We start from the raw sequence: 17,041 nt of genomic DNA on the forward strand, positions 1-17,041 counted from the left end.
AGAAGGAGTATCAATATTTCCAGAGAGAGACCTCTCAAGTAGGGGACAGATATTTCTAAGAATATTCATTGTAATAACGAGAGTTATAACTGTGAAAATCAAACATAACGTTCAATTAGTGAGGGGGATTCCGCACAACGTATTGATTTAATAGTGGACTCATGTCTCAAAATGGGACATTTGGTTAATCCATTCCAGCTGTGTTGTCTTGAATGTTTATCCATGTGGTAGCACCATATGGCTCGCACTCATTGATAGAGAAGTTGTCCGTGGCCAACAAAGAAAAACGAGCGCAGCGCTCCAAACAGAAAGCAAAAGCGGCGAGGAAAGCGAAGAGTGAGGTTCGATATGAACAACATTTCAATCTTACTCAGTCCAAAATCGCTTTTTTTGAATCGCTTCCTCCGTATGACCTAGAACACAGCTATTTGGAGTCGTTGGGGGAGGAGGTTCTTGCCAAGCTTGATGTCAGCAGCCTGTCAGCTATCGAACTGATGGAGAGGGTGGGCGTAAACGCAGCAATCTTTAGCATCTGGAGTGAAGGGAAGGGGGTATTGACTACGATTCCTGTAGATGATGCGTATCGTAGAATGAAGCGCTTGTCAGAAGATCAAGCATACATAGCAAAGCTGTTCCAGGTACTTCCTGACACCACCAAGCATGAGTTTCTTAGCCTTTCTCGAGCCTTGGGCCCATTACCCTTAGGTGCTGAAAGCTAGTTTGTTATCTCTTACGATGATGCCGATAACCCCATTTATCGGCATCGGCTGAAAAGGTCAGGCATGTCCGAACATCAAAAAGATCCATTGATTCAGCTACTGGAATTGTCCATGGCAGATATAGAACAGGGGCTCACTTACAGCCTGTCTGAAGCACGGTCAGCTCTTGCTCAGCGCAGTTCTATATCAGAGCCGTCAGAGTCACGTGACTGGAATGGTTTTTTTGATACCGAGCCGGCATCTCCAGATTTCCTGACTGAGCGCGAGGATGTCATCACAGAGCGTGGGCCAGACCAAGAATAACATCCGTCAGAAGCTGCTCTTGGTGAGTAATTCTTTATTGTTCAGTTGATTTCGGTGACTTGTCGGATGCATCCCAATCCCAACCGATTTCGTCAGGATCGACCTTGGCCAGCAGCTCCGGCAGATAATCCTGGCGCTCTAAACCCACATCGGATCCCCAATCTGTTTCACTTGGTGACGTGGAATTGGGGTCACACTGAGCCAACAGTTCTTCCAGCGTATAGCGCGGCTGACCATTCAGTTTTACGCGAGCACGTTCTACATCATCCAACGCAGCTTTCAGCAGCGCCGGATCACCATCTTCAAGCGCTGCCTGCAGATAGGCAACCATGTCGGCCTCAGTGGCCAAGCCGTCAACCACATCAAAACGGCTCCATTGCTCGGGTTTCTTCATTCTGTCCTCCTGCATCCGTCATTGCGCATAATGCGAGCATTATGTTGAGGGTTTTCCTTGCGAAATAATGCGCCAGCATCGCAAGGACGCGGCGCACACAGCACGTGGGACGCGCAGCGGCATCGTGCAGGGTGCAGAGCGCCCGTAACATAATGTCTATTATGCGCGGTGTATCACTTCACTCTCAGCACCCACCACTAGGCGTCATTGTCTATCTCCATCACGTTCTGTGAGAAAAAATAGAGACAGGCCTAGATCGCGCGAAAATATTTCCATTAGAATCCCCTACAAAATCAATTGACTCCGTATAAAACTTGCCGGTGCTCCCGGCTCTGTGAGAGAAAAATGAAAGGGAATATTTTTGTTGCATCTGTGCTTTCGATTGCAGCTATAACCGGGTGCTCCTCCACCCCCAAAGATTTGGGACAGCAATTCGTTCAGGATAAGAGCAAGAGCGTTGCGTTGAACGTAGCTGCTTATGCTGGTTATCCATATTTACTTGTGGACAACAGCTACAGCCAGGAATTCGACACCCTCGTAACCTCGAGCAGCAATGCCATGCTGCTGGCCAACGATCTCAGCGGAAGCCTTGGTTCATTAGGTGGCGGAACGTTAGGACTTGGACTGGGATTCATCTCAGGTCTAGCTGATCAATACCCTTTGGACGCGGCTAAAGTATTCACCGCCAAACTACAGCCGGGTGAAGATTATCGGTCAGCTGCGACTGTGTTGCGTGTGTTGAAAGCCAATTACGAGAAGAGGCCTGAAGATCCGGAAGAGTTCAAAGCCTTAAACGGTTATTTTGCTAAGCCTAATCTAGATGCGTATGTGTGCGAACCTGCAGATTTTCTAGCAAAAAGTAACTTTGATTTCAGCTGTTTTGACCCTGCATACAAGAGCTTTAACCATTACATCAAGGTGGTCCGGCCCGCTAATGGCACGGAATTTTCCAATGTAATGAAATTGCCTGCCGGCCAGTACGGCGTTTATGTAATGCGTTCAGATAAAGGCTCCGTCCTGCACCCCAAAAAAGATGCCCCGGATGCCTATTTCTATCTGAAGTCCGGTTCTTATGTCCTCGGTGACACCAACACGATCCTCCCACGTGTTGCCCCCCGTGAAGATGGCAAGCGCCTCGTGTTCATCGATGGTAAGCCGACCTTGATCTAGATCTGCGTTCTCTTACATCAGGGCAGGCACGTTGATGCCTGTCTTTATTTTTGGTCACAGTTACCATAAATAGTGCTACTCTATTTCGGTCACCGTTACCAAAAAAGGATTTCCAGATGCGCGACCCCAACGATACCCAAACCGACGACCAGCTCCTCACACCCCGCCGCCGTGGCCGCCCCAGCACAGGAACGGCACTGACCCCAGCCCAAAAACAGGCCAGATACCGCCAACGCCAACGGGCCCGCAGCGTCACTGTGACGTTTGACAGAGCGGCCATCGATGCGCTCGACAGTCATATTCGTGCTCTAGTCGCAGGGTTTGATGCGCCCATCCCCCCAGAGCACGCGGCCTCTATCTTGGAATCGATTCGCTCCGCGACCCTAGCCCAGCTGGCACCGGTGGCAGAATGACGGAGATCTCTAGCCGGGAGGAGTACGAGCAGGCGCTGGCGCTGCTGGAACGACTGATCGATGCGTATGACGCCAATGAGCAGTTGATAGAGCAGTTGTCCATTAGCATCGAGCACTGGGAGGAGCAGGCACCGGAGTTCGCCGAGTTCAACCGGGCGGTGGCAGATAGCGAGCCAGACAGCTGATTTAGCCGTCCGCACTCGGCCACCCACGCCGGTCGGCCTGCCCAGCGGCAGAGAGCGCGACCCCGTAGGGGGCGGTTTTGTTGTTGTGTGTCGGGTCGGTCTGGGGGAGGGTGGTTGGGTCGGGTGGGAGTACTGTAATCTCCCACCCAATTCTCACCGTGATAAATTCGATGTCGTTTGAGACTCTTTTTTAGCCTATTTGGGGTCTGTTTTCACCTGTAAAAATCGGTTGTGTTCCGTCTGACCCTGTGGCAGGATGCTCGAGTTCCACGTTTTATGTGGAGCGGTCAGTTCGAGACACATTCGTGTCTCAATCAAATCCTTCGGGATATGACGCCTTCGGGCAATGCACCCTCCGGGGTAATGAAAAAACTGTTGTTGGTCCGGCCTTGGCGCCGAGGCCGGATTTTTTTCATTAGCATTGTCTCGGATAGGCGCATGGACCCCGTATCACAGCCCGTATCACAAAAAAAACCTCTCAGTTCGGCCATCGAAACGGCGCTGGCCGGGTTCGTGACGTTCAACGATTTCGTTGAGCTCAGATTCCGGTTCCTGTTCGACCCACGCTGCTGTGTGGGCTCCTCCGATGCGGTCGAATCCGACGGCATCGTTAGCCTCTCCACCGAAAAAACTTTTGACGTCGATCTGAGGCAATTGGCCTCGTTGGTGCCTGACCTGCGCCTGTGTGCAGAGGTCACGTTCCAGCCCGACGGGTCAGTGATCACGGACGAACTGAAAACCCCATTCGAATCCATCGAGTCCCATCTCGGGTCGATGGCGATAAAAATTTATCCTCGTGGCAATGCCCGTCTGGGGTTAGACCCCTACGTGTCCGCGAAAATCAATCCGACCAAAATTTCCTACGGTTTCAACGCGTTCAGCGATATTCACACACTCGGTCAGGCCCTCCCGATCGCGATGTCTGCATTTGTCCGTGGCTGCCCGGACCTCGCCGCCCTGGTCGATGTGGTTGGGTGTCAGGTCATGCGCGTCGACTCAACCTCCGGTGTGCACTGCGCCACCGTGGCTGACGTCAGCGCCCTGCTGCGGCGCATCAGTCACGTGCAGATCGGGCACGTCCACGCCGCCGGTTCTACGGGGACCTACGCCGAGCTTGAGCAGAAGATTCTCGCCAAATCCGGCGACACGGTGTACGTCAACCCACGCAGCGAGCACCAGCGCGGGGCTGCCTACCCCAAAGGGCCCGAGGCCCGAGAGGAGGAAAAACGCCTGACTCAGGAGCTCCGTCGCGACCCCGGTAACGCTGCCCTCGCAGCTCGGGTCGAGGCCCTGTCCGACCCCGATTATCAAGCCTACTGCGAGAAATTGCTGCGCCTCGAGGCCCGGACCATGCGCCGCGGGCTGGTCGGTCAGCTCGAACGCCTCGGTATCACCGACTGGGACGGCACCGCCCTCGATCTCATCCGCTGCGAGCGCCAGCTCGCTGATGCCGGTACAAATTTTGTCCACAGCCTCTGGGCACACGTCTGGCGCCCGGTCCTAACCGCACTCTGGGGAGACCCTAGCATGTCACTCTCGAACGAGATCGAACTCGAGCAGAAAATCACCACCTATTACGAGGAAAATGCCGTTGGGCGTGCCCGCAGCATGGGCACGCGCCGCGCCCTGACCCACCTGCGGGCGATCATCGATCGCGGCTGGACAGCCGCCAAATTGTCGCCTCCTGCCTCCCAGGCCACCTGGTACAGGACGATCGGCGAGCTCGTCGACGCCGGGATCTCGCTGGCAGCCCTCCAGTCCTGTGACGGGACCGCCGAGAGCCGCCTCGCGGCCGGTGTCGTGGTCTCTCTCCGGTCGGTGCTCGAGGTGCAGGCAGTCAGCGCCGCGCCCGCCTGGTTTAAACCAGCCAATCTGGACCGCTGGCTGGACGATCAGGACCTTATGACCGTGCCGCACCGTCACCGCCGCGCTGTGGGCGACGGGCTGGTCGCGTGCGTGGGCACTGACGATGGGCGGCCAGCTCCCGAGCACAGCGGGATTTTTGGGCCTCCCAGTGAGCTGTACGAGACCGCGGATTTCCTGCGGCGCAGCGCTGCGAGCGAGCTCAGCACGCACGCGGGCGTTTTCCCGCCCGAGGTCGACTGGGATCTGATCGTCGTCCAGTCGGAGGTCGCAGATCTCCGTGTTCCCACCGTACCCCGCCACCCGCAGTTGCGTCTGGTGTAAGGGATTTTATGACACTAATTTCAGTAACAGTTACCAAAAAGGACTGATCAGATGAATGACAAAACCCAACCCACTGTCGGTGCGGCCGGCCTGTATTTGGTCGGTGAAATCGCTGGGGTAAAACAGGACACGTTCCGCAACGGCGATAGCCAGATCATCCGTCACACGGTCGGGGTTCGGGTGACCACCCTCGACGCCTATGGCGGCGAGACTGCCGAGCTGGTCGAGGTCCGTCTGCCGCAGGCCGCCGTCGATGCGGGACTGCCGCGTCAGCTCGAGGGGCTGCGCGGTCAGACTCTCAGTCTGCCAGTCTGGGTGCAGGCCTACACCGGAAAACGTGGGGCAGGGTCCGCGTTGATGCTCGACGCAAAACAGCAAATCCTGGGGCTCTGACATGCATGTCACCACTGTCACCGGCGTGCTGGCCGGCGTTAAACAAGCTCGGGATTTTTCCGTTATCGTGCGCACAGCAGAGGGCGACGTCGATGTGATCATCCCGCCGCTAGCACTGCAACTCCTGCCCGATCCCGTGGCCCATTTTGAGCGGCTGGTCGGGGAGAAGATGGGGTTTTACGTCGTGCCGGGGCACGAGATCGATGGCGCTCGCGTGCTGGACACACAGTACCGGGATCCGGAGGCGCAGAGCTGATGCTGGCAGAGAGACGGCTGGCCACAACACCGATTCTGGGGGGCTGACAGACAATGGATCTGCTCCCCGATATTACCCCCGCGCAGGCGGTCGAACTGGTGCAGGCCATCGGCCTGCTCTGGGCCACTGCGTGGGTCCTACGTCAACTGCGGAAAATAATCCGCTAAATCACAACCTATGAGGAGTTTTTTATGGATCTTACATCCATCACCACGGCGATCACCGGCGCTGTCACTCAGATCACCACGATCGGGCTGGCCTGTCTGTCCGTGTACGTCACGATCCGCACGTTCACCTGGGTGCGCGGAGCGTTTAAGTAAGGAACTAGGGGGGCCGCAGCCCCCCTCTTTATATCGGAGGCCAACAGTATGGGGAGTGAATGGTGGCTGTACATATCAGCAGTAATCGGAGCCTTTTGGCTGCTCTACCACTGATCGCGCTCACTGCACCGGTGCACGCGGATGTGGTCGAGTTGTTCCCTGGGGCGGGCACAGTTCGGGTGGCCAACGGCACCACTGGGCGGATCGTTGGTGTCACCAGCATCGACCGAACAGCCCGAACCGTCGGCGCCGTTATCGATGCTCGGGACCGATTCGGGAACGCGGTCAGGGTTAACCGCGTTTTACGGGTCGTGCCTGACGCCCTGGCGCGGTTCGGTCGCACCTGCTTGTCACCTGCGGGGGCAGCTCGCTGTGCGGCGGTCGGCGCCATCACCGCCGCAGCCGCCTACGCCGGGTACGATCTGATCAACGGCTGGTTACAGCGGCCATCGACCGCTACTGGGGAATGCCCCCGTGACTGGGTTTTTCTGCCTGGCCCCGATGGCACACGCGTCAAAACGCTCCAGGGGTTGCCCTGTATCGAGAAAAAAACCGGCTATTGGGTCCTCAAAACTGCTGGCCCCAGTGGCGCAGCGGACAGCTGGCGTACACCGGACATCCCACCCAGTGTCCAGCGCGGGATCTTCTACACCACCTGGGGCGACCTCAATAACCCGCAGCCTGGCGACCTGTGGAACTACAAACGTAACTGGGCCCGCGGGGAACAACAGGTCGAGCCGGAAAACGGCGGTGAAATTTCCGATGCCGAATTTGCCGATATGGTCCTGTCTAACCCTGCCGCGATACAGATCAGTCCAGGGCTATATCCCGACATTTTTGAGCCAGTCATCGTCGATGAGACGGCCCCAAATCCGGGCGAGGGGACTAAACCCAACCCGGATCCGGACCCCGAGGCTCAGACCGATCTGGCCTCGATGGCCGATGTGCCCAGGGATGTGATCGACGTGCGCCGTTTTTACGACTGGGGGAGCGGCTGGTTACCCCGCCAGTGCCCAGCGCCCACGGTTGTCCCAGTCATGGGGCAAAATTTTTCCATCGACTACACGACCCTGTGCGGGCTGATCGAGAGCGCTGTCGCCCCAGTTATGCGACTGCTTTCGCTGTTTGGGTTCCTATCGATCGTGATCGTCGGAGTGGGGAGGCCTAGCTGATGTGGGGTGCATTTGGGACACTAATGGCCGGAAATTTCGTGGCCAGAATTATGCTCGCGCTGGGTGTTGCTGTTGTGTCCTATCAGGGACTAGACGCCATTCTGTCGCTGGCTACCTCGGAGATCCGAGCGTTGGTCACCGGGCTTCCTGCAACGGCGCTGGGGCTGATGGGGCTGGCCCGCATCGATCTGTGCATCAACCTGATCCTGTCCGCCTATGCCGCACGATTGGCCATGGCGGCGCTGACCACGATGCGTGTGAGGTAACATATGATCACCCTCATCACCGGCCGCCCAGGGAGCGGCAAAACCCTGCTGGCCGTTGAGATGATCCGCGACAACGCGAACGGCGAGCGGATCCGGCCGCTGTTCGCGAACATAGATGGCCTGGCCTACGACCGTCTGCGCTGTTTTCCACTGGAGGACCCGACCACCTGGCCAGATCTGCCAGCAGGGTCCATCGTGGTGATCGACGAATGCCAAAAACTTATGCCCCCCCGCGCCAGCGGTGCCCGAGTGCCGCACCATGTGCAGTACCTGAACGAGCATCGTCACGCAGGGATCGACCTGATCCTGATGACCCCAGACCCGAAACTCATCGACGTGCTGGCTCGTAAAACTGTCGGGCGGCACCTGCACGCGTACAGGCCTTTTGGCATGGAGCACCGGAAAGTTTTCGAGTGGAACTCATGTAACGAGGATCCGGAACCATCCCAGGGAGAGAAAAACGCACTGATCACCAAAAAGCCCTTTGATAAAACGCTGTATGAGCTGTATACCTCGGCCGAGGTTCATACCCATAAATCCCGGCCACCACTGAAAAAATTTGCACTGCTCATCGGGTCGCTGCTGACGGCAGTTTCGCTGTTTGCCTGGTCGTTCTGGTCTATCTGGCAGCAGGGGCAGGGCGATATCCCGTCAGAGCAGGCCGCCACCGTCACCACCGCCGAGCAGGGGGCGGTGTCCGCCGCCGTCTCCAGTGCCGAGCCCAGCCTGCCGCCACCGATCCCGCAGGCATTTTTCCGTTCCCGAGTAGTGGTGAACGGTCACCCCGAATACCGTGTCGAACTGGGGGAGGGCGGGGGATATGCGAGTCTGGACACGTTTCCGGCCTATCGCGTCGAGGGCGCCGACGTGCTGCTGCTGGCCCACGCTGGAGATGGTGTGGCCCAGTGGGTGATACGGGATGCTGATCTGGTAGGATATCTGCAACAGGACGCAGACGCGTTGATGGCGAACAGGTAGGCGCCGCAGGCGCAGGGCCGTGCGACTGGGCGACGACCGCTGGCGGGCGGCGGACAGGCGGATGGCCGGTCATCATTATTTACGGCAACAGTTACCAATAATAATTGTCTTCATGTAATGAAAATATGAAGTTTCACCTTCAACATCTCCATTTTAACCTTCAAAACCTCTGTTTTGACCTTCAACGTCTCACAGAGTAGGCCCACACCAGAGGAGAGAAAAATGGGAGAAAAATCGCCTTTTCGGGTCGTAACCCGTGAGGAGCTGCTGGCCCGAGGCTATGTCCTCCGTCTGGCCGAGCTGAACCTGCCATCATCACCCGAACTGACCGAGATCATCAGCGTCCTGCAAACCCAGCGCGGTCCTGTTGCGCTAGCGATCTGGTTCCAGTCGGCCAATGGCTGGCTGGGTAGTGCCAGGCCTATGGATGTTGTGCGACGGGTCAGCCCGGGAACAATGTCCGACGTTCTGCATGCTGCACGCCGCGAGGTCGCGCCCATAGAACACGGCTAACCGAGCCATCCGACCCGGTGAGCAATGTTTAGGGCTGGCCGATGGCACCAGCGTTCACCGACAAACCCCGGGCGCGGGCCTCCCGCAGGCAGCGCCGCCAAAAGTGGCCACCGCCAGTGACGTCCCATTTCACCAGGTAACGATCGGACAGCCAGAAAATCGCCTCCAGCGGCAGATGGGCAAAATTCTGTCGATGGGTGTACCAAAACGCCCGCCAGTCGTGGATGACCGCCACCCGGTCAACCAACTGCCAGCGGCAGACCCACAACGGGGTGTCCTGATGAACCAGCACCAACGCACCGGCCAACGGGAACACGTCGAACCACAGCAACTGGTGGTCATCGGGCACACTGATATCTAGCCGCCGAAACCGATGGCGCCGCAGTTGTGCCAACAGGTCGACGCCGGCGGTCAACTCATCCAGCCGCCGATAATCCCGAACCGTGCAGCTATTTCTCATTGGTGACATCCCAATTGTTTCTGTTTTTCATTAAACGTGAAGACCTCCAAAAAGTAATACGGGGGAAATTCCCAGACAACCATGCTCACAACATCCACGGGGGAGGGGTGTTATCTCTTACGAAGTAGGTTTTTTGTCAGTAAGGGCTTGGTTTACAAGCAATAGCCCCAATATCCGTATGGAGCATGGTGCTCATACATTTAGGGGTAGAGATATGTCAGATACGCTGGTTGCTGAATCTGGAAGTGGTTCTGTTTTTGTCGAATGTCTGGGTGTTCCGAAGCGTTTAACGTCAACCAGAGCAACTCGTTACCAAGGTGCAGAGCCTAGTGATCGTCGAGCAATGGCAGTAGCTTGTGCTCTTGAGTTGATTAAAGCAAACGTCTCAGCTGGCGGGGATCTTGGGACACAACTCGAATATTTGAGCAGCTATGCAAATCTGATCGAGGGTGCTCTTGAAACAGAATGATGCCGATAAAGCTAGTTATCGGCATCAATGATCAAGGGGCCTATGTGGCCCCTTGTTAGTGTCGGATGTAATGAGTAGAGAAACGTATCGCGTTCTCTACTCTGATCTTCTGGTGCGGCAAACCTGTCCACTACCTAATGCCTACAATCCCAAGGATGCGTCCATGACTACCGACTATACCCATCAAGACTTTAAGCTGACATTTTTGTTTCCAGAGAAGATTGAAGCGAGCCCGTTTAGCCTTTCCGAGTACAACCGAGTTACAACATCTGGTTATCGTCGAGATTCAGTGACTAAGGGGATAAGACTCTCTGACAAATTCTTCGTTTTGACATTACAAGATGAGCCATCAGCGGCTGATCTCAATCAGGCTTTGCACAAAGCCATCAGTGACAAGGCTCTTGTGCAGTTGAGCTTGACCCATAATGGTTCAGCTATTCATGATTTGAATGTTGTTGTGAGTGAATCAGCGACTGAAAAACCCAATAACTACCGACTGAGCGTTGTGAAAGCATGACGCGCAAGCATCTAGGGGCCTCCGGCCCCTTTGTTCTGCCTACAAGCATGACTGCGCATAATGTTCGGGGTTATGTTGAAGACTCGGCCCCCTGCCAAAATCCCGCAGGGGCAGGGGGCTCCCGAAGGGATGTTTAATATAACCCGCATTTGGCGCAGTCAATTGCGGTAACAGTTACCAAAACAATCTTGATATCTGTAACGGAAATCAATTCTTTAACACACTTGGTTTAACTGGAATTAATTGCACTGTGTTAACAGCTTGATGGTGAGCTGCGCGAACCATTGATACACCCCTCGGTTTCGTCGACCCCGAGCCCCGAAGGGGCTGTAAGCGCAACCCTCGCACTTACCCCGAGGCTATGCGGTTTCCTAGCGCGACTCACGACGCGCAGCGTCGGCTCTGCTGTCTCCCGTTCATGGCACCACCCCTTTCCCTGCCAAACCGTCTTTAAGGCCACTGGAGAGCGCCAGCCGAAGGCTATGGGCGCGTGTGGTATCAATCCCTGCCTCGTGTCGGAGACAAGCCCATGCTGAGGTCTTACGCTCTTGTCTTTCAGGGTCCCGCGGGGGGCGAAGCCCGCAGGCCTCTTGGCGTCTTTTCGCCATGAGGCAATGAATCTTTTCGGTGCTGTGGGGCAGGGGGTTTGGGTCTGTCGAGTCCGGGGGTCCAGTAACACCCGGACTTTACCGTACTAACCTACGGTATGTTTTTTCTTTTCTCTTTGAATCAGTTACTTAGGTGCGGACTTTTACCGTACCCCTCCCATAGTGAAATAAAGCACTCTTGCAATGGCTACGCGCTTTGCTATATTGGTATTTATCAATCCCACTATGATAGTTAAGGAGGTGCCATGTCACAGTATTGGTTTCTTAGTCCAGCTCAGATAAGGGGGCTTAGTTTTGGTGCTCGTTCGACTTATTACAGCTGCCTTTATTTGGCAACTGTTACCGATAACCGCCGCTGGGATAGGGATATACAGCTTTTTGATGTAGTGCCTCCCTCGACCTATTACCGTCACAAAAAGGAGATTCTCGAAAAGACAGGTCTTGATTTGAAGGATATGTTTCCCGGCAACCAGCCAAAGCTGGTTCAGAACCCCATTTATGGGTAACTGTTACCCAAAAAAATGCCGGAGCTGCAACTCCGGCTTGCATTATCATCTATGGAGAAAATCAAATGCTTGAACATTCTAACACTTCGGAAACTCAGGAATTCTCTACCTTTATTGGCTCTCGTGCTTCGCATGAAAAAAAATCATGCGATTCTGTTTCTGCATCTCTTCTTTTGGATGCAATTGCAGAGCATTCGGAGTTGCTTGACGGCCTTTCTTGCTTGACTGGTCACGGCTTCTCTCTTGATGACTTTGAATTCATTTTGCAGCGCCTTGGTTCTCAAATTGAAGCCATAACTAGTATTGCCTCTGGCCTTGCTGATGTTGACACCCACTGACAGTAGGCCCAGCGGACTTTATCGGTAACTGTTACCTCTAACGGTTCGCTTGCTTCTGGCCATCCACCTAAGGCCGCACTGGTTTTACTTTGCTGTATCCCTATGCTCTTATCGTGCGTGGTTTCGAACAGCCCGTTCATACCCCCGTTTAGGGGGTGTGGACGGGTTTTTTAATTCCACGCCATCCTGTTCGGTGGATCCACTTCGTTTTTGCTCGCTGGCACTTGGCTGTTTGCCCAAGTGCGCAGCATTCGTAATTAGGTAACGGTTACCCGAAAGTGGGATGCGAGGAACGAGCGCACGATTTCGGGTAACCGGTGACGAACGACGGCAACGCCGATAACTAGCTTTATCGGCATCAGCCAGGACAACTGGGTGATTGCGCATAATGCGACGTTTTGTTAAATGCCCATCCGAAACCCGCCGATAAGCCAATCCACGCAATTTTGCTGGTTTATCAGGTATTTACTTGGATGGAACGAGAGTTGACCAAAAACTTCATTTTTCGATGGTTTGAGTGCGGTTTATCAATTGAAGAAACGGCCAATCTTTGTTTTATTTCTGTGAGGCAGGTCACATATTGGGATAAAGGCAAAGAGATCCCACCTGTCTATAAACGGCTAATGCGTATGGCTTCAGGGAGAGAACTGCCCACAATTTGGAAAGACTGGGAAGGTTGGCGAATGATGAATGATTGCCTTGTATCACCAACAGGTGTGAGATTCGACAGACGCAGGATAGAGGCGATTGCCATCATCCAGGTGGAGCGATCCGAACGGCAAATGGCTGCTTTCTATTGGAGAAAGAAACTTGGCGTAATGTGAGCTTGGGGGCTACGGCCCCCATTTATTTATCATCCGCCGAAGCGCAATAAGCAATGCACTTCGTTGCTGCGTGACAGTGACGACATTGAATGAACCAAGACCCGCCCGATGCTCCATAAGCCTCCAAAAGATCTTCACCCTCTAACACCTTCGAACACTGATGCGCACCATCCACATCTTCATAACCAGAACACTTAACGGATAGAAAGGGTTTAAGAATCAATTTCTGCTCTACAGATAGACTATCAAAGCCAAACCGAATTGAACGATGAGCCAAGGCAACAACCATCGGGCTAGCATTCTTGAGAAGGTCAAAACTAAACAAATGACATAGTATTTTTAAGGTTGTATCCATAAGAATCCCTCTTGTTATCAATGGCTTTACCACAACCAGAAACTATACTGTCAACTGTGTCAATTATAATCAACAACTATCATTAAGATGGGTTGATAGAAAAAACATATGTCGGCGCGTAGCGCCGCAAAAGCTGGAGGCTGCGCCCCCCGCGCTTTAGTAAGAACGCCCCTGCACTAAACACTCGCCCGAGTAAGCCTTAGCCGAGTGGTTGCCCGTATGGCCCCACCATCGAGTGGTCAAGGGCAGAACGGGAAGGGGCGGGGGGTAGACGGTAGGGGTAGAGGGAAGGGGTAGTATTCCCCCCGTATTACTACACGGGGGGAGCCGCACCGGAAAACCCGCAGCCCCAAAGACAAAGACGGCGAAAGACCTTGGGAGCGGCTTGTCTACGACAGGAGGAATAGGCAGGCACCACCCGCGCCCTATAGCCTACAGGGTTTCGTCCTCGCTGCGCTCCTTCCTCAACCCTTACGACTGGTCGCTCTGACTGGGGCACTAAAGATCGGTTTGGCAGGGAAGGGGGGTGTTTCAGTGGAAAGGCCCGCCGCTGGTCAGCAGAAGGGGAGGCAGACGCATCGGGGCATAGGTCCTCGGGACGCAAGCGCCCTGCGGAATTGATGTTCATCATGTTTCGCACAGCTCAACATAGGCAAACCACACCCGTTACACCGCCCCAGCATCTGTATTTAACATAAATAACCGCGTTGCGCAGTCATTGGTATTTATGTCCGGTCATCACTTGGTTTGTTTTTGGTATCACCACCCGCAAAGAGGGCAGCATTGTATTTACGGCGAAGAGCGTCACCATCTGGATCACAATAAACGTCAACAGGCTTGCCCTGATACTTCACAACGGCATGGCAGGCGCTCATAGCGTCCACACTGGCCAGCTGATCCGGCCAATCGTCACTGTAGACGGGCTGCACATCGTCACCCTTGCGCAGGGCAAAGCAATACTCAACCCGATATGATCCCCGTTCATCCTTTATCAGCTGGTGACAGCTGATGATCAGCTTGTGCCCCGCAAACGGCCCTACAGAAAGAACCCCGCCAGCAGACGCAGCAGGAGCGCCGCTAGGACGTACCCCAGCACCGGACGAAGAACCCACTTTAGCATCAGACGAAGAACCGGAAGAAGAAACCGCAGCGGCCTTAGCAGGCGCATCAATATAATCCGGCTTGATGAAACCAAAGAATATACAGAGTCCGATAAAGACCATAAAAAAAAGTATTTTAGGATCTCGCAATATCGAAGAACCCGCGATGGTATCAGTGACCTTACCCGTTGTAGTTGAGTCGTAAAGCTTGAAAACATAATCAGGCACCTTATTAAATGGCTTGGCTTGCAAAACGTCAGAAATAGAAGAACCGCTGTTATCTGCCAAATGCAAAACAGTTTTATAACGCTTACCAAATCCCAATATCTTCATATTGGTATGGCGTATCGCAGTCTCAGCAGCAGCCCTAATTACAGAATGAACCTTTTTGATATTGGGAGTGGTAAAGACAAAATCCCAGTTATGGTGACGGTGCATATCAAATGCAACGTCTATTGTTTCGGGGCGACCATCAGCCTTAGCGGCGTCTGGCCCGCTCGGGTAGTCAAGGCGATCTAAATCCGACTGCCTCCACGCAGGCGGAAAAACCCGCTGAACCTCGTCAACAAGGAAAAAAGCACCCTTGGGAGCCCAATGGTAAAAGCGAGCTAAATGATCACGGCCACTCTGTGATTCGGTCTCGATGTATGTAACCTCGAAACTATCAGGAACAGCCTTACCTAGAACCTCCCTGCAACGCTCAGCGGTAAAACCGCGAACGTTAGTAATAATATGCCTCCCTGCCTTAATGGCTGGGAGAACATCGGTAAATATGGCGCCGGATGATTTATAAGAGCCAGGGGCGCCATGATGAATCTTGATTGACATTTACCACCCCATAATTGAAAGCAAAAAGCGCGTCACAAACGCTTGGGTGATGATTGCCAAGCCTTTATCAATGTGTAAATAAAGTAACAGTGACCGCATTGTATCAGGCAAAGAGTTGAATGAAGTTGAAATTAAATCACTGAAATGAAGGTTCACAAGTATTTCCTTGGCTACATCCCAAGTGAAAGTAAGCAAAAAAAGCTTAAATTCAACCCAAGCAATTACGAGCTTTATTGAAAGCCAAGCGCCAAACTGAACGAGCAACTGATAAATATCACTGAAAAAAGAATTAAAAAACTCACCAAGCCATTCCATGAAATCACCTCCTAAAAATAACAAGCAAAGCAATGAAGTAGAAAATAAACATCATCATCGCCGCCAAGGTCGCCCAATATTCCTTGGAAGGAGGGCAAACCTGATAATTCTTGCCGTTATGGCTGAAAAGATCGAAACAATCAATTACTCCAGCAGAGCCGGACAATTGAAAGGCAAATATATCCTGAACCTCTTTAGATATATCCGACTGCTTATCAGAAAGAGATTTCTTTGCATCATCCAAAGTTTTCTGGGTTGCAGCAATATCAAAAAAACAATTCTCCCCAGAGCAATAAGAGCTATATTTGGCCTCTTTAACAGAAAGAGGATTATCAGAAGATCCTGGGAGCTTTGAATAATCAATAGAAGAACCGGAGCCGTTACCGTCACCGCTACCGTCACCACCGTTGCCAAGCTTCTCGGCCATAATCTCAAGAGCGGTGCGCATATCTTGCAAAACATACTTCTGTTGCTCAGATTGATTTGCAGTAGTCGCGGAACTCTCAACAAGAGAGGCAACGTCAGAAGAAGTCCAAGCAGATGAACCACCATCAGAACCCGAACCAGAGCCAGAACCACCACCCAAAGAACGCTCAATATTTTTCAGCGAGTCTTTCATATCCTTGGCAAAGTAAGAGGTTGCCTTAGTATTTCCAGAAATGTCGTCAAGCTTGTTATTAAGTCCGCTTGTGTTGCCTTGAAGGCTAGACATCATATTTAGGGAAGCCCCCATCATTGAGGAAATACCAGCAACGTCAGACGCAACAGAAGAAGGAACGCCACCAGAAGAACCAGAGCCAAGATTACTCAACTTGACATCTATAGATTGCAAATAATCCCTTGTGGTACTAAGAGCCGCAGCCACACCACCAAGATTTCCATTAACTTGAGACAATTGACTAGATGATTGCTTTATATGATAAAGCGCATCTTTCATATCCCGAGAAAATGACTCGGCATTATGAGCGATAGAATTGAGATTGGCTGTATCTGACTTAGTGCTTTCTACAACTTGACGCAGAGCAACACCCAAGTTTTTATTTAACTTAGCAACAGCACCCGAAACAGATGTTCCGGTGGCATCACCAATCACAGGTTCAAAATCAAGCCAACCAGCAATCGGTTTAGTACCAGAAGGGCCTTCATCTGGCGTATTGCCACTGCCATCTGAATCGCCGTTCCCGCTGCCATAGCCTGTAAACTTACAAGCCGTACCTGTGGTCTCCACTGGCCCACGTTGATTAAGCAAGGGGCGATCAATACAAACCCCCACGCAATTAACCTCACAGCCACCCAGTTCGGAACTTTCGAATTTAAGACAAGCTGGCAAAGGCGTTGCCAAAGTAACGTTACCCAATTGCACACCGACAGGGCAGCCCGCAATAGCAAATGCCGCCGATGGAAATAACAGTAAAAGCCAACCTAAGCGCACACGGCCCCCAATATAAAAAA

23 protein-coding genes are annotated in these 17,041 nt (G+C 53.2%); 17 read left to right on the forward strand and 6 right to left on the reverse strand.

Annotated elements, in window-relative coordinates:
• The first annotated feature begins 269 nt into the window (after nucleotides 1-269).
• Nucleotides 270-719: a hypothetical protein gene (locus tag AB5Y73_RS10000; RefSeq protein ID WP_146163483.1), complete on the forward strand. Its 450-nt coding sequence runs from the start codon at nucleotides 270-272 to the stop codon at nucleotides 717-719.
• A 63-nt stretch (nucleotides 720-782) separates the two neighbouring features.
• Complete coding sequence (locus AB5Y73_RS10005; protein WP_146163484.1) at nucleotides 783-1,022, forward strand: hypothetical protein; 240 nt, start codon at nucleotides 783-785, stop codon at nucleotides 1,020-1,022.
• Nucleotides 1,023-1,056: 34 nt separating this feature from the next.
• Here AB5Y73_RS10005 and AB5Y73_RS10010 read toward each other — a convergent pair whose 3' ends face one another.
• Nucleotides 1,057-1,416: a hypothetical protein gene (locus AB5Y73_RS10010; RefSeq protein WP_107682966.1), complete on the reverse strand. Its 360-nt coding sequence runs from the start codon at nucleotides 1,414-1,416 to the stop codon at nucleotides 1,057-1,059.
• 345 nt (nucleotides 1,417-1,761) lie between these two features.
• Between AB5Y73_RS10010 and AB5Y73_RS10015 the strand changes: the two genes are divergently transcribed.
• The 10 genes from AB5Y73_RS10015 (at nucleotide 1,762) to AB5Y73_RS10060 (ending at nucleotide 9,269) form a co-directional block, all read left to right on the forward strand.
• Complete coding sequence (locus tag AB5Y73_RS10015) at nucleotides 1,762-2,586, forward strand: hypothetical protein (RefSeq protein ID WP_368147543.1); 825 nt, start codon at nucleotides 1,762-1,764, stop codon at nucleotides 2,584-2,586.
• Between the two features lie 409 nt (nucleotides 2,587-2,995).
• Nucleotides 2,996-3,184, forward strand: coding sequence for a hypothetical protein (locus AB5Y73_RS10020; protein ID WP_203131437.1), 189 nt, complete (start codon nucleotides 2,996-2,998; stop codon nucleotides 3,182-3,184).
• Nucleotides 3,185-3,622: 438 nt separating this feature from the next.
• A complete protein-coding gene (locus AB5Y73_RS10025) occupies nucleotides 3,623-5,371 on the forward strand; it encodes a phage/plasmid replication protein, II/X family (protein WP_279499615.1) in 1,749 nt (582 codons plus the stop codon).
• Nucleotides 5,372-5,422: 51 nt separating this feature from the next.
• Nucleotides 5,423-5,764, forward strand: coding sequence for a DNA-binding protein (locus AB5Y73_RS10030; RefSeq protein WP_279499617.1), 342 nt, complete (start codon nucleotides 5,423-5,425; stop codon nucleotides 5,762-5,764).
• Between the two features lies 1 nt (nucleotide 5,765).
• On the forward strand, nucleotides 5,766-6,020 hold the full coding sequence (locus tag AB5Y73_RS10035; RefSeq protein WP_167572763.1) for a hypothetical protein: 255 nt from the start codon (nucleotides 5,766-5,768) through the stop codon (nucleotides 6,018-6,020).
• Nucleotides 6,021-6,211: 191 nt separating this feature from the next.
• Nucleotides 6,212-6,340, forward strand: coding sequence for a major capsid protein (locus AB5Y73_RS10040; RefSeq protein ID WP_005333101.1), 129 nt, complete (start codon nucleotides 6,212-6,214; stop codon nucleotides 6,338-6,340).
• 59 nt (nucleotides 6,341-6,399) lie between these two features.
• Nucleotides 6,400-7,512 (forward strand): hypothetical protein, encoded by a 1,113-nt coding sequence (locus AB5Y73_RS10045; protein WP_368147544.1) that lies wholly within the window; start codon nucleotides 6,400-6,402, stop codon nucleotides 7,510-7,512.
• Nucleotides 7,512-7,778 (forward strand): DUF2523 family protein, encoded by a 267-nt coding sequence (locus AB5Y73_RS10050; RefSeq protein WP_341535954.1) that lies wholly within the window; start codon nucleotides 7,512-7,514, stop codon nucleotides 7,776-7,778. The genes AB5Y73_RS10045 and AB5Y73_RS10050 overlap by 1 nt, the downstream gene beginning before the upstream one ends.
• 3 nt (nucleotides 7,779-7,781) lie before the next feature.
• Nucleotides 7,782-8,756, forward strand: a complete 975-nt coding sequence (locus tag AB5Y73_RS10055) for a zonular occludens toxin domain-containing protein (protein WP_279499619.1) — start codon at nucleotides 7,782-7,784, stop codon at nucleotides 8,754-8,756.
• 222 nt (nucleotides 8,757-8,978) lie between these two features.
• Nucleotides 8,979-9,269: a hypothetical protein gene (locus AB5Y73_RS10060; protein WP_279499620.1), complete on the forward strand. Its 291-nt coding sequence runs from the start codon at nucleotides 8,979-8,981 to the stop codon at nucleotides 9,267-9,269.
• Between the two features lie 28 nt (nucleotides 9,270-9,297).
• Here the strand turns inward: AB5Y73_RS10060 and AB5Y73_RS10065 are convergent, their stop codons facing one another.
• A complete protein-coding gene (locus AB5Y73_RS10065; protein ID WP_279499621.1) occupies nucleotides 9,298-9,729 on the reverse strand; it encodes a hypothetical protein in 432 nt (143 codons plus the stop codon).
• Nucleotides 9,730-9,943: 214 nt separating this feature from the next.
• Between AB5Y73_RS10065 and AB5Y73_RS10070 the strand changes: the two genes are divergently transcribed.
• The 5 genes from AB5Y73_RS10070 (at nucleotide 9,944) to AB5Y73_RS10090 (ending at nucleotide 12,991) form a co-directional block, all read left to right on the forward strand.
• Nucleotides 9,944-10,198, forward strand: a complete 255-nt coding sequence (locus AB5Y73_RS10070) for a hypothetical protein (RefSeq protein WP_279499622.1) — start codon at nucleotides 9,944-9,946, stop codon at nucleotides 10,196-10,198.
• 163 nt (nucleotides 10,199-10,361) lie between these two features.
• Nucleotides 10,362-10,715, forward strand: a complete 354-nt coding sequence (locus AB5Y73_RS10075; RefSeq protein ID WP_279499623.1) for a hypothetical protein — start codon at nucleotides 10,362-10,364, stop codon at nucleotides 10,713-10,715.
• Between the two features lie 853 nt (nucleotides 10,716-11,568).
• A complete protein-coding gene (locus AB5Y73_RS10080; protein ID WP_270817343.1) occupies nucleotides 11,569-11,829 on the forward strand; it encodes a hypothetical protein in 261 nt (86 codons plus the stop codon).
• A 65-nt stretch (nucleotides 11,830-11,894) separates the two neighbouring features.
• Nucleotides 11,895-12,167 carry a hypothetical protein gene (locus AB5Y73_RS10085; protein WP_279499625.1) on the forward strand — a complete coding sequence of 91 codons (273 nt, stop codon included), beginning with the start codon at nucleotides 11,895-11,897 and terminating at the stop codon, nucleotides 12,165-12,167.
• A gap of 473 nt (nucleotides 12,168-12,640) precedes the next feature.
• Complete coding sequence (locus AB5Y73_RS10090) at nucleotides 12,641-12,991, forward strand: DUF3653 domain-containing protein (protein WP_368147546.1); 351 nt, start codon at nucleotides 12,641-12,643, stop codon at nucleotides 12,989-12,991.
• Between the two features lie 22 nt (nucleotides 12,992-13,013).
• Here the strand turns inward: AB5Y73_RS10090 and AB5Y73_RS10095 are convergent, their stop codons facing one another.
• The 4 genes from AB5Y73_RS10095 to AB5Y73_RS10110 form a co-directional block, all read right to left on the reverse strand.
• Nucleotides 13,014-13,346, reverse strand: a complete 333-nt coding sequence (locus tag AB5Y73_RS10095; RefSeq protein WP_156808826.1) for a hypothetical protein — start codon at nucleotides 13,344-13,346, stop codon at nucleotides 13,014-13,016.
• A gap of 725 nt (nucleotides 13,347-14,071) precedes the next feature.
• A complete protein-coding gene (locus tag AB5Y73_RS10100; protein ID WP_323968370.1) occupies nucleotides 14,072-15,274 on the reverse strand; it encodes a zonular occludens toxin domain-containing protein in 1,203 nt (400 codons plus the stop codon).
• Nucleotides 15,275-15,589 carry a DUF2523 domain-containing protein gene (locus AB5Y73_RS10105; protein WP_323968369.1) on the reverse strand — a complete coding sequence of 105 codons (315 nt, stop codon included), beginning with the start codon at nucleotides 15,587-15,589 and terminating at the stop codon, nucleotides 15,275-15,277.
• Between the two features lie 4 nt (nucleotides 15,590-15,593).
• Nucleotides 15,594-17,021: a hypothetical protein gene (locus AB5Y73_RS10110; RefSeq protein WP_368147547.1), complete on the reverse strand. Its 1,428-nt coding sequence runs from the start codon at nucleotides 17,019-17,021 to the stop codon at nucleotides 15,594-15,596.
• Between the last annotated feature and the right edge of the window lie 20 nt (nucleotides 17,022-17,041).

It is taken from the genome of Aeromonas sp. s7(2024), from assembly GCF_040907825.1.
Taxonomy (GTDB): domain Bacteria; phylum Pseudomonadota; class Gammaproteobacteria; order Enterobacterales; family Aeromonadaceae; genus Aeromonas; species Aeromonas veronii.

Coding starts and splice junctions, on each gene's coding strand:
- AB5Y73_RS10030 (WP_279499617.1), top strand. CDS start 5,423: ATGAATGACAAAACCCAACCCACTGTCGGTGCGGCCGGCCTGTATTTG.
- AB5Y73_RS10100 (WP_323968370.1), bottom strand. CDS start 15,274: ATGTCAATCAAGATTCATCATGGCGCCCCTGGCTCTTATAAATCATCC.
- AB5Y73_RS10085 (WP_279499625.1), top strand. CDS start 11,895: ATGCTTGAACATTCTAACACTTCGGAAACTCAGGAATTCTCTACCTTT.
- AB5Y73_RS10010 (WP_107682966.1), bottom strand. CDS start 1,416: ATGAAGAAACCCGAGCAATGGAGCCGTTTTGATGTGGTTGACGGCTTG.
- AB5Y73_RS10070 (WP_279499622.1), top strand. CDS start 9,944: ATGTCAGATACGCTGGTTGCTGAATCTGGAAGTGGTTCTGTTTTTGTC.
- AB5Y73_RS10065 (WP_279499621.1), bottom strand. CDS start 9,729: ATGAGAAATAGCTGCACGGTTCGGGATTATCGGCGGCTGGATGAGTTG.
- AB5Y73_RS10035 (WP_167572763.1), top strand. CDS start 5,766: ATGCATGTCACCACTGTCACCGGCGTGCTGGCCGGCGTTAAACAAGCT.
- AB5Y73_RS10075 (WP_279499623.1), top strand. CDS start 10,362: ATGACTACCGACTATACCCATCAAGACTTTAAGCTGACATTTTTGTTT.
- AB5Y73_RS10105 (WP_323968369.1), bottom strand. CDS start 15,589: ATGGAATGGCTTGGTGAGTTTTTTAATTCTTTTTTCAGTGATATTTAT.
- AB5Y73_RS10015 (WP_368147543.1), top strand. CDS start 1,762: ATGAAAGGGAATATTTTTGTTGCATCTGTGCTTTCGATTGCAGCTATA.
- AB5Y73_RS10055 (WP_279499619.1), top strand. CDS start 7,782: ATGATCACCCTCATCACCGGCCGCCCAGGGAGCGGCAAAACCCTGCTG.
- AB5Y73_RS10080 (WP_270817343.1), top strand. CDS start 11,569: ATGTCACAGTATTGGTTTCTTAGTCCAGCTCAGATAAGGGGGCTTAGT.
- AB5Y73_RS10020 (WP_203131437.1), top strand. CDS start 2,996: ATGACGGAGATCTCTAGCCGGGAGGAGTACGAGCAGGCGCTGGCGCTG.
- AB5Y73_RS10095 (WP_156808826.1), bottom strand. CDS start 13,346: ATGGATACAACCTTAAAAATACTATGTCATTTGTTTAGTTTTGACCTT.
- AB5Y73_RS10050 (WP_341535954.1), top strand. CDS start 7,512: ATGTGGGGTGCATTTGGGACACTAATGGCCGGAAATTTCGTGGCCAGA.
- AB5Y73_RS10005 (WP_146163484.1), top strand. CDS start 783: ATGTCCGAACATCAAAAAGATCCATTGATTCAGCTACTGGAATTGTCC.
- AB5Y73_RS10025 (WP_279499615.1), top strand. CDS start 3,623: ATGGACCCCGTATCACAGCCCGTATCACAAAAAAAACCTCTCAGTTCG.
- AB5Y73_RS10040 (WP_005333101.1), top strand. CDS start 6,212: ATGGATCTTACATCCATCACCACGGCGATCACCGGCGCTGTCACTCAG.
- AB5Y73_RS10060 (WP_279499620.1), top strand. CDS start 8,979: ATGGGAGAAAAATCGCCTTTTCGGGTCGTAACCCGTGAGGAGCTGCTG.
- AB5Y73_RS10090 (WP_368147546.1), top strand. CDS start 12,641: ATGGAACGAGAGTTGACCAAAAACTTCATTTTTCGATGGTTTGAGTGC.
- AB5Y73_RS10045 (WP_368147544.1), top strand. CDS start 6,400: ATGGTGGCTGTACATATCAGCAGTAATCGGAGCCTTTTGGCTGCTCTA.